Raw genomic sequence first — 19257 nt, 5'->3', positions numbered from 1 at the left:
AGTCGATAGGTCATCTGGGACTCTGCTTCGCAAATGAAGCCAGCGCCTGGGAGGCGGCCTGCTGCTCCGCTTCCTTCTTGGAACGCCCGATTCCTCTGCCGAGCTGCTGATCGCCAACCCCGACGACGGCGATAAACTCCTTGTCGTGGGCGGGCCCCCTCTCCTCGACGATGCGGTAGTCCAGCGCGCCCAGAGACAGCTGCTGAACTTTCTCCTGCAGCTCCGTCTTGTAGTCCTTCATCGGAGCCTGCCCGTCTCGGGACAGCTTGGCGAACATATGCTTCTCCAGGAAAGCCCGAACGGCCCCCAGCCCTTGGTCCAAATAGAGCGCTCCCAGAAAAGCTTCGAAGGCGTCGGCCAGCAGCGACGGCCGGGAACGGCCTCCCGTCTGCTCCTCCCCTTTGCCGAGCAGCACGACCTGCCCGAATTCGAGCGTCTCGGCAAAACGGACAAGCGATGGCTCGCAGACGATGCTCGCCCGCAAACGGGTCAGCTCTCCCTCCGGGGAATCCGGATAGAGCCGATACAAATATTCGGATACGGTGAGCTGCAGCACGGCGTCTCCCAGAAACTCCAGCCTTTCGTTATCCGGAATGCGCGCGCTTCGATGCTCGTTCACGTAAGAAGTGTGAGTAAAAGCCTGTTTCAACAGCGCCGGATTGCGAAATGTCACTTCGATGCGCTGCTGCAGCCGCTGAAATCCGTCCTTCATGAGCTTTCACCTCGATCGCGCCCTATACACATTCGACGCAGACGGCTCATGCCGCCTGCGTCGACGTTCCGCGCACTTTAGTCAACTTCCTAAACGCAGCTTGTCCGAATTAGTCTTCATACTTGCGCATGATGATCGTAGCGTTGTGTCCTCCGAAGCCGAAGGAATTGGACAGCGCTACTTGAACGTCGGCGGTGCGCGGCTTGTTCGGCACGTAATCCAGATCGCACTCCGGATCGGGCTGATCCAGATTGATCGTCGGAGGAATAACGCCGTTCTTCAGCGTCAAGCCGAGAATAACCGCTTCCACGCCGCCCGCCGCTCCGAGCAGATGCCCGGTCATCGACTTCGTCGAGCTGACGGCCAGCTTGTAGGCGTGGTCGCCGAACGTCTTCTTGATCGCCAGCGTCTCGGACTTGTCGCCCGCTCCCGTCGACGTGCCGTGCGCATTGATGTACTGAACGACTTCGGGATCGATTCCCGCGTCTTTGATCGCCTTCCTCATGCAGCGAGCCGCGCCGTCGGGATCGGGATCCGTCATATGATAAGCGTCGCCGCTCATGCCGTAGCCGATGACTTCGGCATAGATGCGAGCGCCTCTCGCCTTCGCATGTTCAAGCGATTCCAGAACGAGCACGCCCGAGCCTTCTCCCATGACAAACCCGTCGCGGTCGACGTCGAACGGCCGGCTCGCCTTCTCGGGCTCCTCGTTGCGGGTGCTCATCGCCCTCATCGCGCAGAACCCCGCCATCCCGATCGGACGGATCGTCGCTTCCGCACCGCCGCAGATCATGACATCGGCGTCTCCGCGCTGGATCATCTTGAAGCTGTCGCCGATGGAGTGCGTGCCGGTAGCGCAAGCGGATACGGCGGCGGTGTTCGGTCCCTTGGCTCCCGTGATCATCGAGATTTGGCCGCTGGCCATGTTCGCGATCATCATCGGGATGAAGAACGGGCTGACCCTTCTCGGACCTTTTTCCATCAACGTCGTATGCTGCTCTTCCCAGGTGCCCAGGCCGCCGATTCCGGAGCCGACGATAACGCCGACCCGCTCCGGATCGGCATTATCCCCGATCGCCAGTCCCGCGTCTTCGATCGCAAGCTTGCTCGCGGCGACGCCGAACTGCACGAAGCGGTCCATCTTCCGGGCTTCTTTCTTGTCGATCTGGTATAAGCCGGGATCGAAATCCTTGATTTCTGCCGCAATCTTGGTCGTATAATCGGTCGTATCGAAAGCTTCGATCAGGCTGACCCCTGATTTTCCGTCGAGCAAGTTATTCCAGAACGCAGGCAAGTCGGTGCCGAGGGACGTGACGACCCCCATTCCTGTAACGACAACGCGCTGTGTCAAATCCCATTCACCTCTTCAGGCTATATCATCCGTCGCGCGCGGCGCGAATCGGCGTTAGAATATGCAGAAGTCCCGTCGCAAGTACGGGACCCGTCGATCATTACGCATGAGATTGTATGTATTTAACGACTTCTCCCACCGTTGTGATCTTCTCTGCATCCTCGTCGGAAATCTCCAAATCGAATTCGTCCTCGAGCTCCATTACGAGTTCTACCACATCCAGAGAGTCAGCGCCCAAGTCGTCTTTGAAAGATGCTTCGGGTGTTACCTCTGCCTCTTCTACACCCAGGCGTTCGATAACGATGCGCTTTACGCGATCCAGTACATCGGACATCCGGTTCACCTCCCTTAACGTATTATACGTGAATCATGGACAAAAAGCCATAGAGGCCTGCATGAGTCCGTTCGGCCCGCGCGGGGTGTCCCAGCCGCCGCGACAGCCGTCTCCGGCGCGCGTCGACGGCTACATGTACATCCCGCCGTCGACGTGCACCGTCTGGCCCGTCATATAGGATGCCGCTTCGGACGCCAGATACACGACGATGGAAGCGACGTCTTCCGGGCGGCCCATTCGGCCCATCGGAATGTCGGCGAGCAGCTTCCCGCGGTACTCCTCCGGAAGCTTGTCGGTCATGTCGGATTCGATGAATCCGGGAGCGACCGCATTGACGGTAATGCCTCGGGAGGCCAGCTCCCTTGCGGCCGATTTCGTCAAGCCGATGACGCCGGCTTTGGCCGCGACGTAGTTGGCTTGTCCGGCGTTGCCGAGCACGCCTACGACCGACGAAATGTTGATGATGCGGCCGGAGCGCTGTTTCATCATCGGGCGGGTCACCGCTTTGATTCCGTTGAATACGCCCTTCAGGTTCGTCTCGATCACTTCGTCGAATTCGGATTCCTTCATTCGCATAATTAGGTTGTCACGGGTAATGCCGGCGTTATTCACGAGGATGTCCAGCTTGCCGAAAGCTTCAAGCGAAGCCGCCACCATCTCGTCGAACTCCGTCGCCCGGCCGACGTTGGCCTTGACCATAATCGCCTTGCGGCCCAGCGCTTCCACCGCCTTGACCGTCTCGGCGGCCGCCGCCTCGCTGCCCGAATAGTTCACCGCCACGTCGGCTCCCGCCTCCGCCAGGGCGATCGCGATCGCCCGGCCGATACCGCGCGACGCGCCCGTTACGAGCGCGCTCTTGCCTTGCAAATCCCACATCGCCATGCCTCTTCACCTCTCTGCCATGGTCGCCGCGAACGGCGTTATTCCGCAGCTGCGCCCGCAGCCGCCGCGCTGTTGACCGAGACGACTCGGACGGATTTGTCGATCTTCTTGATCAAACCCGCCAGCACCGTTCCGGAGCCGATCTCTACGAACGTGTCGACGCCTTCCCCGATCAAGTACGCGATCGTATCCTCCCACTGCACGGGCGACACGACTTGTCGAACGAGCAGCTCGCGAAGCTCCGCCCCCGACGTGACCGGCCGGGCATGCACGTTGGCGACGACTGGCACGAACGCGTCGCGGAACGGCGCTTGCGACAGCGCCTCGGCCAACCGATCCGCCGCCGGCTGCATCAAGGAGGAGTGGAAGGGCCCGCTCACCTCGAGCGGGATTACCCGCTTCGCTCCGGCCTCCTTCCCCCGTTCGACGACGGCGGCGACGCCGGCCGCCGAGCCGGATACGACGATCTGGCCCGGGCAGTTGACGTTGGCCAGCTCCACGATCGTTCCCGCCGCCGTAATGTCCGAGCAGAGCGCCTGCAGAGCCGAGCGCTCCGCTCCGAGCACGGCCGCCATCGCGCCCTGTCCGCCCGGAACCGCTTGCTCCATGAACTGGCCGCGCGCGCGGACAAGCTTCACGGCATCGACGAACTCCAGCACGCCGGCCGCGACGAGAGCGCTGTACTCGCCCAAGGAATGCCCGGCGACGTAATCCGGCTTCAGCCCGCGCTCCTTGTACACTTCCAGCAGCGCAACGCTCGTGGCGAGAAGCGCCGGCTGCGTATTCGCCGTCTGGCGCAGCTCTTCCTCCGGCCCTTCGAAGCTCAGCTTCGCTATCGAATAGCCGAGCGCCTCGTCCGCCTGATCGTAGACCGCCTTGGCGGCCGCGTGGCTTTCGTAAGCGTCCTTTCCCATGCCGACCGCCTGCGCGCCCTGGCCGGGAAATACGAATGCAACTTTACCCAACACGATTCCTCCTCTACCAGTTCAGCACCGCCGCGCCCCAGGTCAGTCCTCCCCCGAATCCGACCAGAACGAGCGTGTCCCCCTCCCGGACTCGGCCTTCCTCGACCGCCTCCGCCAGCGCGAGAGGGATCGAAGCGGCGGATACGTTGCCGTACCGGTCCAGATTAATCATCGCTTTGTCTGCGGACAGGTCGAGTCTTTCGAGCGCCGATTGAATAATACGGATGTTGGCTTGGTGCGGAATAAGCAGATCGATGTCGGACTTCTCGAAGCCCGCTGCGCTCAGCGCTTCTTCCGCCGCGCTTCCCATGACGCGAACGGCGAACTTGAACACGTCGCGCCCGTTCATCTCGATAAAGTGACCGCGAGCCGCGAGCGTCTCGTCGCTGGACGGGTGGCGCGAACCGCCGCCGCGAACCCGAAGCAGCTCTCCGCCTGCGCCGTCGGCCCCGAGCTTAAACGACTTGAAGCCCCGATCGCCGGATACCGGTCCCAGCACGACCGCTCCGGCGCCGTCTCCGAACAGAATACACGTATTGCGGTCTTCGTAATCCGTTATGCGGGACAGACACTCCGCCCCGACGACGAGCACGTGCTTGTACATGCCCGTCGAGATAAATCCCGTCGCGTTCGCAAGCCCGTAAATAAAACCGGAGCAGGCGGCCGACAGATCGAACGCGGCAGCCTGCTTGGCGCCCAGCTTCTCCTGAAGCAGACAGGCCGTCGACGGGAAGAACATGTCCGGCGTAATCGTCGCCACGATAATCAAATCCAGCTCCGCCGCCGTGATGCCGGCCGCTTCCAGCGCTTTCAGGGAAGCCTCGTAAGCGAGATCGGACGTCGCCTGTTCCGGCGCGGCGATTCTTCGCTCGCGAATGCCGGTGCGCGTCACAATCCATTCGTCGTTCGTCTCGACCATCCGCTCCAGCTCTTGATTCGTTAAGCGGCGCTCCGGAACGTATTTTCCCGTCCCGAGAATGCCTACGGAAACACCATTCATAGCTCTCTCTCACTTTCCGCTGAATTCGTCAGCCAAAGACGCGATCAACCGGTTGCCGATCGCCGTGCGAGTCTGGCGAATCGCCGTCTTCATCGCCCCCGCATCCGAAGATCCGTGCCCCTTCACGACCAGTCCGTTAATGCCCAGCAGCGGAGCCCCGTTGTATTCGTTGTAATCCATCCGGGTCCGAATTCGCCGGAAACTCGGCTTAAGCGCGGCCGCGGCCAGCTTCGACGAGAAGGACGAGGTCAGCTCCTCGCGAAGCAGCTTAAAGATCGATTGGGCCGCCCCTTCGAGCGCCTTGAGCAAAATGTTGCCCGAGAAGCCGTCGCATATGATGACGTCGCATACCGAATCCAGCACGTCGCGCGCCTCGACGTTGCCGACGAAATGGATCGGCGCGCTCTCGAGCAGGCCGTACGCCGCCTTCGTCAGCTCGTTGCCTTTGGCCGCTTCCGTGCCGACATTAAGCAATCCGATCCGGGGCTTGTCGATGCCGTGAACCTTGCTGCGATACAGGCTGCCCATAAGCGCGTACTGCAGCAGATGCTCCGGCTTCGCGTCCATGTTCGCCCCCATATCGAGCGCCAGCAGCCCCTTGTTGTCCAGTGTCGGGAATATCGCGGCCAGTCCCGGCCGTTCGATTCCCGACATCCGCCCGACGACGAGCAGCCCCGTCGCCATTAAGGCGCCCGTATTGCCGCACGAGATCATGCCGTCGGCGCGTCCTTCCTTCACCATGCGCCCGGCCACGACCATCGAAGAATCCGTCTTGCGGCGCACGGCTCGAACCGGTTCGTCGTCGCTTCCGATCGTCTCGGAGGCGGGTTCGACGGTGACGTTGGCCGGAGCGCCGGTGCCGAGATAAGGCTGAATCGCATCCGGATCGCCGACCAATACCAAATGGATATCGGGAAATTCGGCAGCCGCAGCCAAGGCGCTCTCGACTTGGGCGCGCGGCGCATGGTCGCCTCCCATCGCATCTATGGCAATCCGCATGATGTACAACTCCTTTATGAGGTCACTAACTTCTCGCCGGCGGATCTATAGATGATAAAGTTCCCTTGAAAGACCATTTCCTCGCCGACATATGTAAATACTTCAACTTTTGCTTTTCCTTTTTGCCCGCCGCTTGACCGAACGTAAGCTTTCGCAATGCACTTCTCCCCCAGCCGCGCGGGCCGGATGAAGCGGATATCCGCCGAAGCCGTCAGCGCGATCTCGTCGTTGATCACCGCCACCGCCAGCGAGTTGGCTTGCGCGAAAACATGATGGCCCCGGGCGATGCCGGAACGGGAAAAGACGTGCTCTTCGCCGATCTCGAACAGAGAGATGCCGCTCTTGTCGAGCTGCAGGTCGAGAATGTCTCCGATCACCTCGTGCAAAGGCAGTGAACGAACGGAATCGTAGGATCGCTCCGCCATCAGCTTCAGCCTTTCCCTCAGCTCGGGAATGGCCAGCTCCAGCCGATCCAGCCGGATCGTCTGTATGCTCACTTTAAGCAGGCGGGTCAACTCCCGATCGGTTAGAAACGGATTCTCTTCCAACAGCTTGCTGAGCTGTTGGTGGCGCTGCCGTTTGGGAAGCCGCTCCACCTTCTCCACTCCCTTCTGCGCTCGATCCTCTTCAGCTCGATCCACGCGAATTATCAATTACCTTTAATACCAGGTGCCAATAAGAGTATAAAGAAAAACGCGCCGGCATGCAACGACGGCAAGAGCGCTTAAGTCGGCCGCAACCGGCCGAAGCGCTTGCCCGTCGTCATTCCAGACGCGTTCAAGCTTATTGCTTGATAATTTCACGGGACTTGTACGTACCGCACACCTTGCATACGCGGTGCGACACTTTCAATTCTCCACATTGATCGCATTTCACCATACCGGGAACAACCAGTTTAAAGTGGGTCCGGCGTTTGTGTTTGCGGGCTTTCGATGTTTTCGCGAAAGGGACTGCCATGCTGCCACCTCCTTATCAGTCTGAAATAAGCTCCGGCTGTTCGGCCTTGGCTTACTCTTTCTGAGAATTAAACCAATCCTGAAGCGCAGCCATACGGGGATCGACTTTCTCCGTCCGGCAACCGCACGATTGTTCGTTCAGGTTTGTCCCGCACTCGGGGCACAGCCCTTTGCAGGCTTCGCTGCACAGGGGCGCGTAGGGCAATTGGACGACGAACTCCTCCATGACGTAAGGAGCCAGATCGATCCGCTCTTCCGTTACCGGTACGGCTTCTTCATCCTCGCTTGCTTCCTCGCTCTCGTCCGAGACTACGCGAAACTGCTCCTCGAAAGGAACGTCGACCGTCCTCTCGACCGCATCCAGACAGCGCGAGCACTGCATACGCACGTCGCAGCTGAGCCGCCCCGTTACGAGAATCCGATCGTCTGCGGCGCTCGCCGTCAGTTCGTATTGCAGCGGAGAAAGCGGACGGTATTCCGAATGACCCCGGAACAGCTCCGTCAAGTCCAGAGCCCCTTGCAGGCTCGCCGTCTGCTGGCGAGACGCCAGCTCTTGCACTTTAAGCAACAATTAGATCACTCCAAACAAACAAAGTTTATTATATCGAGATCGACGTTTATTTGTCAACAATTTCTGCGACATTAGTGAGGAGGAGCGCCGATTCGGGAGCCTCTGCCGACGACGGTTTTGCGGGAGCGCCTTCGGCTGCCGAGCCTCGGCCCGGCCCGGCCGACTGCAGGACCGCTCTGCCGCGCTTCGGGGCCGACCTCTTGCGGCTTCGCTTCTCTCCGTCCCCTTCTCATGTTATATTGGGGAGAAAAGCATCCTTCGCCATAAGGAGACAGTCATGTCCACGGTCGGCATCGTCGTAGAATACAATCCGCTTCATAACGGTCACCTCTATCATTTACAGCAATCGAAAAAAATAACGCAGGCGGAGAATGTCGTCGCCGTTATGAGCGGCAACTTCCTGCAGCGAGGCGAGCCGGCTCTGGCGGACAAGCGGGCGCGAACGGAGATGGCGCTGCGCGCCGGCTGCGATCTTGTGCTGGAGCTTCCGGTCGCCTACAGCTCGCAGCCGGCGCAGTGGTTCGCCTACGGAGCGATCGCCGTGCTGGACGCCTCGGGCGTCGTGGACTCGCTCTGCTTCGGCAGCGAGAGCGGGGAACTGGCTTCGCTGCAGCAGCTCGCCTCTTTGCTGGCGGAGGAGCCCGAGGCGTTCTCCCCCCTGCTGGCGGCGCGGCTTAAGGAAGGGCTTCCTTATCCGTCGGCGTTCACCTCCGCCGCCGAAGCTTATTTGCGCGAGAAAGGGCTTGACGAACACGCTTATTCGCTTACCCAGCCCAACCATACGCTCGGTCTGCATTACTTAATCGCTCTGCGAAAGCTGGGCAGCGCCATCGTGCCCTACACTCTTCGCCGCGAGAAATCCGGCTACGGCCAGACCGAGATCACCGATACGAAAATTGCCAGCGCCACCGCTCTTCGCAAGCTGCTGCTCGGCGAATCGGGCTCGCTGGATCAGCTCGCCGCTTACGTTCCGGAATCCACGCTGGCCATCCTGCGCCGCGAGACGCAAGCCGGCCGGGCTCCGATCCACTGGGAAAGCTTCTCCAGGCCTCTGTTCCACGAGCTGCTTCGGCAGTCCGCTCCCTCGCTCTCCGAGTTCGCCGAAGTCAGCGAAGGATTGGAATACCGGATTCGCGGCGTCTTGTCCGAGCTTCCCGAGTATTCCGTTGAGGCGCTGCTGCAGGCCTTGAAGACGAAAAGATATACCCGCACCAAGCTGCAACGGACGCTTCTGCGCATCCTGCTCGGCCATCGCAAGGCCCAGCTCTCCCCGGAGCGGCTCGCCGACGGGGTCGATTACATCCGGGTGCTCGGCTTCACCTCTCGCGGCCAGCGCCTGCTCCGCGACATGCGCAGGAAAGCGAAGGTTCCCGTCGTCTCCTCCGCGGCCAGACACGACTCTTCGTTTTTGGCTATGGACGCCCAGGCTGCCGGCGTATATTCTTTGGCCTTCCGCGACGCCCAGCCAAGCGACGCCTTGCGCGACTTCACGCTTCCTCCCGTTCGGCTTTCAGACAAGATGGTCTAACCCGCTCTCCCGGGGCGTACATTGTAGAAGTAACGGCCCTGATTTCGGACTTTTATAAACGCGCATCCGCGTTGCTGCTGGGCCCCGGGAGGCGATCAGCTGTGGCTCAAGCCAATCTATCGAATAGCAAACGCGCCGTTTTCCTGTCGCTGCTGTTGGGCTCTTCCTCCATGCTTGTCGTGGCGGGGATCGTTCACTCGCCCGGCGAAGCCTTTCGAGCCTCCTTGACCGGCTTGCAAATCTGGTGGCAGAACGTCTTCCCCGGCCTCCTCCCCCCGATCATGCTTGCAGAGCTTCTGGCCGCTTCGGGGCTGCTGCACGGCTTGGCGACGCTCGCCGAACCGCTTACGCGCGGATTGTTCCGGCTGCCCGGGGCGGCAGGCTGGGCGATCGCCTTCGGCTGGTCCGCCGGCATCCCTGCGGGGGCTAAAGAAGCCGCCCGCCTTCGGGAGAACGGGATGATTCGGAACGAGGACGTCGATACGGTGCTTCTCGTCTCCCATGTCCCGAATCCGTTCCTCATCGTGCTCGTCATCGGCTTCGGCTTTCTTCATTCTCCTTCCCTCGGCTGGGCGATCGCTCTCGGGCTGTGGCTCTCCGCGATTTTGTCGGGCATCGTCTGGTCGCGGACGATCCGATCGCGCGGCCCTCGCGTGCCCGTTCTGCCCGTTACGCAGCCGCGAGCGCTGCTGGTCCGGGCGCTGCGCGCCGCCGCCGACGCCCGCCGGGAGGACGGCCGCCCGCTCGGCAAGCTGCTGGCGGATTCGGTGACGGGAGCCGTCGGGACGCTCATGACGGTCGGCGGCTTGATGATGATGAGCGCCGTCGTCGTCCGGCTGCTCCAGCTGTTTCTTCCCGGCAGCGACCTGTGGCTTCAGATTCCCGGACTGTACGAGCTCCATCTGGGCGCCTACGAGAGCAGCCGCTCCGCCCTGTTCGCGTCCGAGCCGGCGCAAGCCTGCGCCTTGCTGGCCGCAGCTCTTGCGTGGAGCGGCTGGAGCGGCCTGCTTCAGGCCAGGGCGGCGTTCGGCCTGAGCCAGCCCTTTCCTTGGCTGAAGGTTATCTCCTCCCGCCTGCTTCACTCCGCCGCCGCCTTGCTCGTCGTCTATCCGCTCGCGGCGCTGGCGCTGTCCGAACCGATCAAACAGTGGTTCGCCGAACGCTGGCCGGCCCCGCCCGCGATCTCCGAAGCCTGGTCGGCTTCGGGCGGAGCGCTGCCGAGCGGATGGGAGCAGCTTCCCGAGAGTCTCGCGGTCGCGCTAGCCAGCTTCGGCGTGTTCCTGCTGCTCGCCCTGCTGGCTGCCCTCATTCGGCCGAAAGCGCCGCAGGACAAAGATCGCCCGGACAAGCGCCAGCGTTAGAACAAGAGCTCCTTCCCGCTGCCGGGGAGGAGCTCTTGTTCGCCGTTCCGCGTCTGTTCGCGTTTATTGGCCGTCACCGTGCGTGGGCGTATCGTATTTGGCCTTTAGTCCCGCGTCCACGACAGGCGGCACGAGATCGTGTACCGGGCCGTGGAACTTGGCGATTTCTTTCACGATGCTGGAACTGAGATAGGAATACTTCGGGTTGGTCATCATGAAGACGGTTTCGATGCTCTCGTCCAGTTGACGGTTCGTCGAAGCCATCTGCAGCTCGTATTCGAAGTCGGTCACCGACCGAATGCCGCGGATGATCACCTTCGCGTGGCGCGACCGCATGTAGCGGACGAGCAGGTCGCGGAAGCTGTCGATCTCCACGTTGGGCAAATCCTTCGTCACCTCCGCCAGCAGCGCTTTTCTTTCCTCCACGCTGAACAGCGGCGTTTTCGTCGTATTGTTAAGCACGGCCACGATGAGCCGATCGAATTGCTTGGCCGCCCTGCGAATAATGTCCAGATGGCCAAGCGTCACGGGATCGAAGCTCCCGGGATAGACGGCGATGCGGTACTCGTTCTCGGTTCCGGATAGTTGTCGGGTCATCGTTCGTTCGCCTCCTCCGTTTCCATAATCGATTCGATTGACGCCTCTTGCTCGGGTCGATACCGGTAGACGGATACGGCGATCTCTCCGTATTTGGCGTATTTCGTGCGCTCGAAGCCTCCGAATGTCTCGGGATAGCTCACGCCCGGATCGTGCTCCACAACGGCAATCGCCGATTCCGCCGCCAGTCCCCTCCCGGCCATTTCCATTAGAATGGCGTCGCAATCCGTCATCGCATAAGGAGGATCCAGAAAGATCAGGTCGAACGAACGCCCCGTCTTCTCCAGCGCCTTCAGCGCGCGGCGCGCCTCGTTGCGGTATACGGACGCTCTGTCCGCCAATCTCGTCGACTCCAGGTTGCGGCGAATGACCTCGACGCTCTTCGCGCTGGAATCGACGAATACCGCGCTGACCGCCCCTCGGCTGAGCGCCTCGATGCCCAGCGCCCCCGTGCCTGCGAACAGATCGAGCACCCGCTCTCCGTCGTTGAAATACGGGCCGATCATGCTGAACAGAGCTTCCTTCACCTTGTCCGTCGTCGGACGCGTTCCGCTTCCCGGCACCGCTCGTAGCGGATGCCCCTTGGCTTGTCCCGAAATGACGCGCAATGACTTCATCCCCTGCAGTTGTACGATGTTGTGATCCGTTAACGGTGTAATGTTACCACAATCTCCCTCGATGCAAAAGCTCTGCGAGCTCCGCACCGCCGCTCCGGGGAACTCGCGCTAATTTTTTTCCGCGGCAACGTATATTTTCCTTCGACCGGGTCACAATGATAGTACCGGCGCCGAGAGGTGTCGGGGACAACCGCGGAGAAGACTTACGTTTCCCCATAAGCTCTTCGTCCGGTTTCTCCTCTCCCATGAAGGCCCTCGTCGCGAGACGGGGGTCGATTTTTTTGATCAAAATGCCCACCAACCACCGCCTCCTTAAAGAGAGTTCAAGTCCGTTCCTAATTTTGAGCTAAGAAGAATAAGCCAATCCCCGCCAGTCCAGGCCAACACACACCAACCCCGCGAGCCCCCGCCAGTCCAGGCCAACACACGCCAACCCCGCGAGCCCCCGCCAGTCCAGTCCAACACACGCCAACCCCGCGAGCCCCCGCCAGCCCAGGCCAACACACGCCAACCCCGCGAGCCCCCGCCAGCCCACTAACGTAACGGTTGTCAGCGCCGCTAATTGTGCCATTTTCGCAGTACGGAGGTTGTAACGGTTGCGGCAGCGGCTATTTCAGCCGAAAACGCGCGTTTCGCTCGATAACCCCAAAATAAGCGCGGTGGCAACCGTTAGCTTTTCCTTTTTCGGGAAAACGATCGATTAAGCGCCACTGCAACCGTTAGACGTTGCCGGCAGGCTGCGCGCCTTCGATCGGTCGCATACCGTCGACCGTATGCCGTCGATCGCATACGACAACGGCTTAACCTGACAACATTGCCCCTTGCCCGCCCACTTACAGATCCGCGCCGAAAAAGTCGCGAACCGACTTATTCGCCCATCCACCCGCTCCGGGATCGGTTATCGTCCCGGCGAAGCCAGGCCTTGCCGGAGGACCGGGGATCGACGGCATAGACGGCTCTCCGCTTTGCCCGGGAACGGAAGAAAGCCAGGTTCCCGCCCATCGGGTAAAGGCGATAATCCCCCCTGCCCGGTCTCTTAGCACGCCTTTATCGAGCCAGCCGAGAGGCTGTCCGGTCAGACTGAACACCTGCTTTCCCTGGTGAATCCAGCCCAGGTTGCGGCCGTATCGGCTGACGAATCTCTCCTTCTCCACCACGATGAAGGAAGCCTGTCCGTACCGGTCGAAGTACCATTCGTTCATTTCGCGAAGCTCCTCTGTTTTTTCTTCATTATAGCACCGTCGATCCGTTCTTCCATCCCTTCGGCGGAACGCTCTGCCGAGCCGCCCGTCAATCTGGACGCCTCATCGGCGTGGTACTTGCTTGATCACTGAAAAAAAAGACCGCGCGCCAGCCTTGGCACGCGATCCTGCGTTTAATGAATGCCCGTTTTCCCCGCCTCCAGCAGACGAAGCACCTCCTGCTTCGTCTCGACGAAGGCCGGCGAAGTCCATACGTCGGCCCGCCGCGGCCGATCGAACGGCACGACAAGCTCGCGCAGGACGGCGGCCGGGGCCGGCGACAGAACGTAGATCCGATCCGACAGCACTAACGCCTCCTCGATGCTGTGCGTCACGAACAGCACGGAGCGTCTGTCCGCCTCCCACAGCTCGAGCAGCCAGCGCTGCATGTCCGCCCTCGTCAGGGCATCCAGCGCAGCAAACGGCTCGTCCAGACACATGACGCTGCGCCGCATCAGCAGCGCGCGAAGAAAGCTGACCCGCTGCTGCATGCCTCCGGACAGAACGTGCGGATATTCCTTCGCCACATGTCCGAGCTGAATTCGTTCCAGCCACTGCCCCGCCTGCTCCTTCGCCTCCCGCTTCGGCGTCCCGGTCGAGACGAGCGCAAAGCGGATGTTCTCCTCCACCTTCAGCCAGGGGAACAGCGCAGCCTGCTGCGGCATATAGCTGATCAGCCCCCTCTGCCCGGTGCGGTCCTGTCCGTCGATCAGCACCTGTCCCTGATCCGGCTTCTCCACACCGCCGATCATCCGGAACAGCGTCGACTTCCCGCTTCCGGAAGGCCCGATCAACGAGACGAATTCCCCCGCCCTTACCGTCAACGACACGTCGTTCAGGACGAGAATTCGTTCCTTGCCCCTGACGTAAGACTTGCGAATGCTTTTCAATTCCAGCGTGCTTCCCCGGTTGTCGCTCGCCGTCATGGCACCGCCTCCTTCCACTCCGGCTCCGAACGCGGCCTCCATCGAATGACGAGACGCTCGGCCCACACGACCAGGTAGAAAAACAGCAGGCTCATCACAACAATCCAGACGATCGAGGCGAATACGGCCGCCTGCTGAAACCCGCTAAACTTCAGCTTCAAGTAGAAGCCGATGCCTCTGTTCGCCCCGGCGCCCAGCCACTCGGCGACGATCGCCGAAGATACGACGTAGGTCGCCGCGATGCGCAGCCCCGAGAACAGATAAGTCAGCGAGGCCGGAAACTCCAGCCTCCTCAGACGCTCCCACCGCGAGACTCCGATCATCCCCAAGTATTCCCGCAAGTGCGGCTCCGCCTGGCCGAGACCGACCAGGATCGATAACGCGATCGGAAAAAAACAGACCAGCACGAGCAAAATAAGCTTCGGCGTCGTTCCGAAGCCGAACCAGATGATCAGCAGCGGGCCGAGCGCGATCAACGGAACGTTCTGGGACAGCACGAGCAGCGGGGACAGCGCAGTCTTCAGCGGAGGGACGATGTGCAGCAGCACGGCCACCGCGATGCCGACGACAGTTCCCAGCCCCAGCCCGACAAGCGCCAGACCGAACGTCGTCTGGGCGTGCATGCCTAACACGGCGGCATCCTTATACAGCTGCACCGCGATGTCGGAAGGAGCCGGGAGCCGGTATACATCGATGTCGAACGCCATGCATACCGCCTGCCAGACGGCCAGGCACACGAGAATCGTGACGACGGGAAGCGCGGCGCCTCTAACTCGCCTACTGCCCATCCGGATATTTCTGCAGCAGACGCGCCATCGAAGCGTTCGCTTTCGCGTCCACGACCAGTTTGATTTGCGACAGTACGGACGGGCTGCCTCTCTCGATCATGGCGGCGTTCATCCGCTTGACGATCTCGAGCAGCTGATCGAGCTCCCCTTCCATCGTCGTCTCCAGCGGCCCTACGCGATAGGGGACACCGGACGCCTTGATGATGCCGATCGCCTCGTCGACATAGGGAATGACATCTTCTCCGGGATTAATTTTCGGGACGATCTGAACGCTGAGCAGCGCTTGAGCCATCTTCTTCTCTCTCCTTTGTATCCTTAAGCGGATGAAATTCTTCAGGCCGGGCCAAGCGCCTTGTCCTGGCCCAGCGGCGGCTTGGCCGGCCGAATATTCGCGACGGCGTTCATCCGATGCCCGATACCGGTCTTATTGCGGCAGGAATTCCGTCGTAAACATGTCGTCGTAGTTCAGTTCCTTCTCCATCAGACCGTTCTCCAGCATCCACTCGCCGTACCCGGACCAAATCTCTCTCTTCTGCTCGCCCCAGCGCGGCGCATCGTCCTGGTATTTCGGACTGAGCCACTTCTGGCTCGCCTTCACCAGCTCCGCGTTGATTTCCGGAACGGCCGCGATCAGAACGTCGGCCGCAGCGTCCGGATTGTCGATGGCGTACTGATAGCCCTCCGACGCGCCGGCCAGAAACGCGCGAACCAGCTCCGGGTCCTCCTGGATCAGCTTCTCGTTCGTCAACAGCAGCGGCGTATAGTAATCGAGCCGCTCGCTGTAATCGGTCAAATAAACCATGTTGACCGGCTCGCCTCTGAGCTCCGCCTCGATGCCGGTCCAGGCGTAGAAGATCCATTCGAAGTCGATTCCCTTTTGCGTTGCCGTGAAGAAATCGGCCGTTCCGGCGTTGACGAAATTCACCTTGTTCACGTCCGCGCCCTGCACGTTCATGATCGATTCGATGACCGCCTTCTCCGCAGGCGAGCCCCACCCGCCGTACGTCTTGCCCTCGAAATCCTTCGGCTCCTTAATGTCTTTGTCCACCGGCGAAGCGAACCCGGACGTATTGTGCTGAATGATCGGCGCGATGGAGACGAGAGGAAGCCCTTGCTCCCTGGCCAGAATCATGCTCTCCTGGGCGCCGACGCCGAACTCGGCTTTGCCGTTCGCAACAAGCGCGCTCGCCCCCGCCTCCGGCGGCAAAATCAGCTCGACCTTGAGCCCGTGCTTTTCCCACAGGCCCAAATCCCGGGCCACATACAATCCGGTATGGTTCGTATTCGGCGTCCAGTCGAGCACCAGCGTCGCTTCTTTAAGCTCCGCGGCCGGCGCCGATTCGGAAGCGCCGGGCGACGGGCTGCCGGTCGCCTCTCCTCCTTTATGGCTCCCGCAGCCGGACAGCAGCATCGTTCCCGCCAGCAGCGACACCCCTAACCCTTTCCACGCTCTTGCTTTTCTCTTCATCTCTTGTTCCCTCTCTCCTATAGGCTTGCGCGCAGAGGAGCTTCGTACCCATCAAAAAAAGCCCCCCGATCCGGAGGGCGTTCATTAGCCAACATGAACAATGACACGGCGAATTCATCGTCGCGCTCCCGCCTTCCTACGCTGGTACTAACCAGATCAGGTGATAAGGGTCTGCATCTTCATAGGGATGCACTCTCAGCCGGCCGTCGTCCAGCTCCCCCGGGGCATATTCGATTGTCGAAACCCGCAACGCACAATCCTTATTATAGCAAACCGAACGTCCTTGTCCACCCCCGCTCGTCTGCGGCGGACAGAACGCGCGGCGCCTCGGGCGGCAGCCGGCGAAGGCAGACGGAATCTATCGCGCCCGCGCTGCCGTCCTCTGCGAACTCCGGATTCAACGTCGAAAAAAAAGAGGCCGCCCCTCCGGAGCAGCCAGCGGCCAGGCCAACACCGCTTTTTCGGCCGCATTTCGCGCAACATGTCCCCGGGATTCCTCCTTGTTTCGCAAGGCGTTTCTCCCCCGGGCGCTATCTGAACATCGTATACAGCTTCAGCAGATGGAGCATGTTGTTCGGGTCGATTCTTTGGGCGATCACGAAGTTGACGAGCTGATCTTCCTGAGCCTCCGTGAGAGATTCGTTCAATATTTTGGCGAACGTCTTCACCCATCTTCGCACTTTGGCGCGATCCTGAAGATCGTACTTCGTCGCGCCCTCCAGATGTCCTTTAATCTTTTCCTTGATGGCGGGGTTTTTCATCTTCAGCTTGACGCGCTCGACGAATTCCGTCTTAATGCCGAACTTCTGATAGCTCTGGGTCAAAAGAGGATCACGCTCCTTCCTGCGGCCGCTTCGGTACATCTTATGCCACGGGAAGACGCGAGATGACTGCCGCGCAGTCGGGCTAGTCCAGCGGCTCGTCGCGCAGCTGCGCCTCGCGCGACAAGTAATCTCGCAGCGGCGCGTAGGAAGGAGAGGACCAGAACGCCTCCGAGGACGTCAGCGCAGACGCGTCGTCCCGCGCCTGCTCCAGCAACTCGAAATCGTTCAGCAGGTTGGCCAGCCTGAACTCCGGCATCCCGCTCTGCTTCGTCCCGAAAAACTCGCCCGGCCCCCGGATCTCCAAATCTCTGCGGGAAATTTCGAACCCGTCGTCCGTCACCGTCATCGCTCGCATTCTCTCCTGGCCGTTCTCCGACTTCGGATCGGCGATCAGAATGCAGTAAGACTGGTATTCTCCCCGGCCGACCCGCCCTCGCAGCTGGTGGAGCTGGGACAGGCCGAACCGGTCCGCATCCATGACGATCATCAGCGTGGCGTTCGGAACGTCGACGCCGACTTCGATTACCGTTGTCGAGACGAGCACCTGCGTCCTGCCCGCGGCGAACTCGGCCATCGTCTCCTCCTTCTCCGCCGCGGTCATCCGGCCGTGCAGCAGCCCGACAGCCAGCTCGGGCAGCGCCTGAGACAGCTGGATATGCAGATCGATCGCGTTCTGGACGTCCAGCTTCTCCGACTCCTCGATCAGCGGACAGATGAAGAACGTCTGTCGTCCGGCGGACGCTTCCTTGCGGATGAAGCCGAGCACCCGATCCATCATCTCGTGCTTGACCGCATACGTCTTGATCGGCTTGCGTCCCTTCGGCCGCTCGCGCAGCGTCGACACGTCCATGTCCCCGAACACGGTAATGGCCAACGTTCGCGGAATCGGCGTCGCGGTCATCGTCAGCACGTCCGGGTTCATGCCCTTCCGCCTGAGAATGCTGCGCTGGTTGACGCCGAACCGGTGCTGCTCGTCGGTCACGACGAGGCCGAGGCTGCGGAAGAAGACGTCCTCCTGGATGAGCGCGTGCGTGCCGACAACGATATCGAGCAGCCCCATCTGCAGAGATGCGATCAGATCCCGCCTTCTTCGCTCGGTTAAGCTGCCGGTCAGCAGTCCGACCTGAATGCCGTGCGGCTCGAACAGCTTCCCCAGCGATCGCGCGTGCTGCTCGGCCAAGATTTCGGTCGGCACCATTAGCGCGCCCTGGTGTCCGGCACGCACCGTCGCATACAGAGCGACTGCCGCCACGACCGTCTTGCCTGAGCCTACGTCTCCTTGCAGCAGCCGGTTCATCACGTACGGCTGCTTCATATCGTGCAAAATCTCATTGATCACCTGCTTCTGCGATCCGGTCAGCTCGAACGGAAGGGCGGCGACGAACGACCGAATGTCGTCGTTGTTAACGGCATGCGCGAGTCCGTCCGTTTTCCTCGCATGCATAGCCCTGTAAGCCTGCAGCTTTAATTGAAAGAGGAACAGCTCCTCGTACACCATTCGCCGCCGGGCCTCCTGCCCTTCCTTCGTGTTTTCCGGCTTATGAATTCGGGCGATCGCCTCCTTGCGGGCCATGAGAGCGTGCTTGTCCGTCAGCTCCTCGGGAAGAATCTCGGGAATATGCTCGCCGAACTGAGCCATCGCCTTGCCGATCAGATGCCTCATCGCGGATTGCGTGATATCGCCTCCGACGGAATAGACCGGCTGCAAGGTGCCCGTCTTCGCTTCCCCCCGATCCGGAAACTCCGAGTCCGCTACGGTCAGCTGCCGGCGCCGCTGATCCCATTTACCGGTCAGCGTAATTTCCCGCCCGATCGTCAGCTGCTCCTTCAGGAACGCCCGGTTAAACCAGACGGCGGTGACGAGCGTCGCTTCGACCGTCACGCGGCAGAGCAGCCGGGACTTCCCGCCGTATCTCTGCAGCGAAGGCAGAGAAGCGATCGTCCCCTGAACGGTAATCCTCTCGCCGTCCTTCACTTCGCTAAGCTCGCGGATCCGATAATCCTCGTACCGGAACGGATAATATTCGATCAGCTCTCCGACGGTGGAAATGCCCAAGGCGTGAAGCTCTCCCGCTTTCCGGGGGCCCACGCCTTGAAGTTTCGTCAGAGGAATTTGGAACAGATGATTCGACATTTG

The 19257-nt window shown here is 61.0% G+C and carries 21 protein-coding genes and 1 riboswitch; of the genes, 2 read left to right on the top strand and 19 right to left on the bottom strand.

All coding sequences use genetic code 11. The features are described 5' to 3' along the window. Window positions 1–10 precede the first annotated feature (10 nt). The 10 genes from rnc to ACFO3S_RS11515 all read right to left on the bottom strand — a co-directional run bounded on the left by rnc (window position 11) and on the right by ACFO3S_RS11515 (window position 7758). On the bottom strand, window positions 11–712 hold the full coding sequence (rnc, locus tag ACFO3S_RS11560) for a ribonuclease III (RefSeq protein ID WP_378095603.1): 702 nt from the start codon (window positions 710–712) through the stop codon (window positions 11–13). A 109-nt stretch (window positions 713–821) separates the two neighbouring features. Beyond that, window positions 822–2063, bottom strand: coding sequence for a beta-ketoacyl-ACP synthase II (gene fabF / locus ACFO3S_RS11555; RefSeq protein ID WP_378095600.1), 1242 nt, complete (start codon window positions 2061–2063; stop codon window positions 822–824). A gap of 100 nt (window positions 2064–2163) precedes the next feature. Then, a complete protein-coding gene (locus ACFO3S_RS11550) occupies window positions 2164–2397 on the bottom strand; it encodes an acyl carrier protein (RefSeq protein ID WP_094050752.1) in 234 nt (77 codons plus the stop codon). A 129-nt stretch (window positions 2398–2526) separates the two neighbouring features. Next, a complete protein-coding gene (fabG, locus tag ACFO3S_RS11545; protein ID WP_378096068.1) occupies window positions 2527–3273 on the bottom strand; it encodes a 3-oxoacyl-[acyl-carrier-protein] reductase in 747 nt (248 codons plus the stop codon). A 44-nt stretch (window positions 3274–3317) separates the two neighbouring features. Further along, window positions 3318–4244, bottom strand: a complete 927-nt coding sequence (gene fabD / locus ACFO3S_RS11540) for an ACP S-malonyltransferase (protein WP_378095598.1) — start codon at window positions 4242–4244, stop codon at window positions 3318–3320. Window positions 4245–4257: 13 nt separating this feature from the next. Beyond that, the gene (locus tag ACFO3S_RS11535) at window positions 4258–5244 is read right to left on the bottom strand and encodes a beta-ketoacyl-ACP synthase III (protein WP_378095595.1); all 987 of its coding nucleotides are present in this window, start codon (window positions 5242–5244) and stop codon (window positions 4258–4260) included. Between the two features lie 9 nt (window positions 5245–5253). Continuing rightward, the gene (gene plsX / locus ACFO3S_RS11530) at window positions 5254–6243 is read right to left on the bottom strand and encodes a phosphate acyltransferase PlsX (RefSeq protein ID WP_378095592.1); all 990 of its coding nucleotides are present in this window, start codon (window positions 6241–6243) and stop codon (window positions 5254–5256) included. Window positions 6244–6257: 14 nt separating this feature from the next. Continuing rightward, the gene (gene fapR / locus ACFO3S_RS11525) at window positions 6258–6839 is read right to left on the bottom strand and encodes a transcription factor FapR (protein WP_378096065.1); all 582 of its coding nucleotides are present in this window, start codon (window positions 6837–6839) and stop codon (window positions 6258–6260) included. A gap of 187 nt (window positions 6840–7026) precedes the next feature. Beyond that, the gene (gene rpmF / locus ACFO3S_RS11520) at window positions 7027–7200 is read right to left on the bottom strand and encodes a 50S ribosomal protein L32 (protein WP_094050747.1); all 174 of its coding nucleotides are present in this window, start codon (window positions 7198–7200) and stop codon (window positions 7027–7029) included. A gap of 51 nt (window positions 7201–7251) precedes the next feature. After that, entirely contained in the window at window positions 7252–7758 is a 507-nt protein-coding gene (locus tag ACFO3S_RS11515; protein WP_378096063.1) for a YceD family protein, read from the bottom strand. A 289-nt stretch (window positions 7759–8047) separates the two neighbouring features. Here ACFO3S_RS11515 and ACFO3S_RS11510 point away from each other — a divergent pair, with 289 nt between their 5' ends. Both ACFO3S_RS11510 and ACFO3S_RS11505 read left to right on the top strand, forming a co-directional pair. Beyond that, window positions 8048–9298, top strand: coding sequence for a nucleotidyltransferase (locus ACFO3S_RS11510; protein ID WP_378095589.1), 1251 nt, complete (start codon window positions 8048–8050; stop codon window positions 9296–9298). 101 nt (window positions 9299–9399) lie between these two features. Further along, window positions 9400–10659 (top strand): nucleoside recognition domain-containing protein, encoded by a 1260-nt coding sequence (locus ACFO3S_RS11505; RefSeq protein ID WP_378095587.1) that lies wholly within the window; start codon window positions 9400–9402, stop codon window positions 10657–10659. A gap of 63 nt (window positions 10660–10722) precedes the next feature. On the opposite strand, the gene coaD is transcribed toward ACFO3S_RS11505, so the two are convergent. The 9 genes from coaD to recG form a co-directional block, all read right to left on the bottom strand. Beyond that, window positions 10723–11256, bottom strand: coding sequence for a pantetheine-phosphate adenylyltransferase (coaD, locus tag ACFO3S_RS11500; protein ID WP_378095584.1), 534 nt, complete (start codon window positions 11254–11256; stop codon window positions 10723–10725). Further along, window positions 11253–11864, bottom strand: a complete 612-nt coding sequence (rsmD, locus tag ACFO3S_RS11495; RefSeq protein WP_378095581.1) for a 16S rRNA (guanine(966)-N(2))-methyltransferase RsmD — start codon at window positions 11862–11864, stop codon at window positions 11253–11255. The genes coaD and rsmD overlap by 4 nt, the downstream gene beginning before the upstream one ends. A gap of 842 nt (window positions 11865–12706) precedes the next feature. Continuing rightward, window positions 12707–13075 carry a 4-fold beta flower protein gene (locus ACFO3S_RS11490; protein WP_378095578.1) on the bottom strand — a complete coding sequence of 123 codons (369 nt, stop codon included), beginning with the start codon at window positions 13073–13075 and terminating at the stop codon, window positions 12707–12709. Window positions 13076–13248: 173 nt separating this feature from the next. Continuing rightward, entirely contained in the window at window positions 13249–14040 is a 792-nt protein-coding gene (locus tag ACFO3S_RS11485; protein ID WP_378095575.1) for an ABC transporter ATP-binding protein, read from the bottom strand. Next, the gene (locus ACFO3S_RS11480) at window positions 14037–14828 is read right to left on the bottom strand and encodes an ABC transporter permease (RefSeq protein ID WP_378095573.1); all 792 of its coding nucleotides are present in this window, start codon (window positions 14826–14828) and stop codon (window positions 14037–14039) included. The genes ACFO3S_RS11485 and ACFO3S_RS11480 overlap by 4 nt, the downstream gene beginning before the upstream one ends. Continuing rightward, window positions 14818–15120, bottom strand: a complete 303-nt coding sequence (locus ACFO3S_RS11475) for a thiamine-binding protein (protein WP_378095570.1) — start codon at window positions 15118–15120, stop codon at window positions 14818–14820. The genes ACFO3S_RS11480 and ACFO3S_RS11475 overlap by 11 nt, the downstream gene beginning before the upstream one ends. A 132-nt stretch (window positions 15121–15252) precedes the next feature. Next, the gene (locus tag ACFO3S_RS11470; protein ID WP_378095568.1) at window positions 15253–16296 is read right to left on the bottom strand and encodes an ABC transporter substrate-binding protein; all 1044 of its coding nucleotides are present in this window, start codon (window positions 16294–16296) and stop codon (window positions 15253–15255) included. A 116-nt stretch (window positions 16297–16412) separates the two neighbouring features. Then, window positions 16413–16527: riboswitch (TPP riboswitch) on the bottom strand. Between the two features lie 299 nt (window positions 16528–16826). Beyond that, window positions 16827–17159 (bottom strand): stage VI sporulation protein F, encoded by a 333-nt coding sequence (locus tag ACFO3S_RS11465; RefSeq protein WP_378095566.1) that lies wholly within the window; start codon window positions 17157–17159, stop codon window positions 16827–16829. Between the two features lie 43 nt (window positions 17160–17202). Further along, entirely contained in the window at window positions 17203–19254 is a 2052-nt protein-coding gene (gene recG, locus ACFO3S_RS11460; RefSeq protein ID WP_378095563.1) for an ATP-dependent DNA helicase RecG, read from the bottom strand. Between the last annotated feature and the right edge of the window lie 3 nt (window positions 19255–19257).

It is taken from the genome of Cohnella hongkongensis (assembly GCF_042654645.1).
Classification (GTDB): Bacteria; Bacillota; Bacilli; order Paenibacillales; family Paenibacillaceae; genus Cohnella; species Cohnella hongkongensis.
Note: the sequence above shows the minus strand (reverse complement) of the source record. Positions and strands in the feature narration are given on the sequence as shown.

Coding starts and splice junctions, on each gene's coding strand:
- rnc (WP_378095603.1), bottom strand. CDS start 712: ATGAAGGACGGATTTCAGCGGCTGCAGCAGCGCATCGAAGTGACATTT.
- ACFO3S_RS11550 (WP_094050752.1), bottom strand. CDS start 2,397: ATGTCCGATGTACTGGATCGCGTAAAGCGCATCGTTATCGAACGCCTG.
- fabG (WP_378096068.1), bottom strand. CDS start 3,273: ATGTGGGATTTGCAAGGCAAGAGCGCGCTCGTAACGGGCGCGTCGCGC.
- ACFO3S_RS11535 (WP_378095595.1), bottom strand. CDS start 5,244: ATGAATGGTGTTTCCGTAGGCATTCTCGGGACGGGAAAATACGTTCCG.
- plsX (WP_378095592.1), bottom strand. CDS start 6,243: ATGCGGATTGCCATAGATGCGATGGGAGGCGACCATGCGCCGCGCGCC.
- rpmF (WP_094050747.1), bottom strand. CDS start 7,200: ATGGCAGTCCCTTTCGCGAAAACATCGAAAGCCCGCAAACACAAACGC.
- ACFO3S_RS11510 (WP_378095589.1), top strand. CDS start 8,048: ATGTCCACGGTCGGCATCGTCGTAGAATACAATCCGCTTCATAACGGT.
- coaD (WP_378095584.1), bottom strand. CDS start 11,256: ATGACCCGACAACTATCCGGAACCGAGAACGAGTACCGCATCGCCGTC.
- ACFO3S_RS11490 (WP_378095578.1), bottom strand. CDS start 13,075: ATGAACGAATGGTACTTCGACCGGTACGGACAGGCTTCCTTCATCGTG.
- ACFO3S_RS11485 (WP_378095575.1), bottom strand. CDS start 14,040: ATGACGGCGAGCGACAACCGGGGAAGCACGCTGGAATTGAAAAGCATT.
- ACFO3S_RS11480 (WP_378095573.1), bottom strand. CDS start 14,828: ATGGGCAGTAGGCGAGTTAGAGGCGCCGCGCTTCCCGTCGTCACGATT.
- ACFO3S_RS11475 (WP_378095570.1), bottom strand. CDS start 15,120: ATGGCTCAAGCGCTGCTCAGCGTTCAGATCGTCCCGAAAATTAATCCC.
- ACFO3S_RS11470 (WP_378095568.1), bottom strand. CDS start 16,296: ATGAAGAGAAAAGCAAGAGCGTGGAAAGGGTTAGGGGTGTCGCTGCTG.
- ACFO3S_RS11465 (WP_378095566.1), bottom strand. CDS start 17,159: ATGTACCGAAGCGGCCGCAGGAAGGAGCGTGATCCTCTTTTGACCCAG.
- recG (WP_378095563.1), bottom strand. CDS start 19,254: ATGTCGAATCATCTGTTCCAAATTCCTCTGACGAAACTTCAAGGCGTG.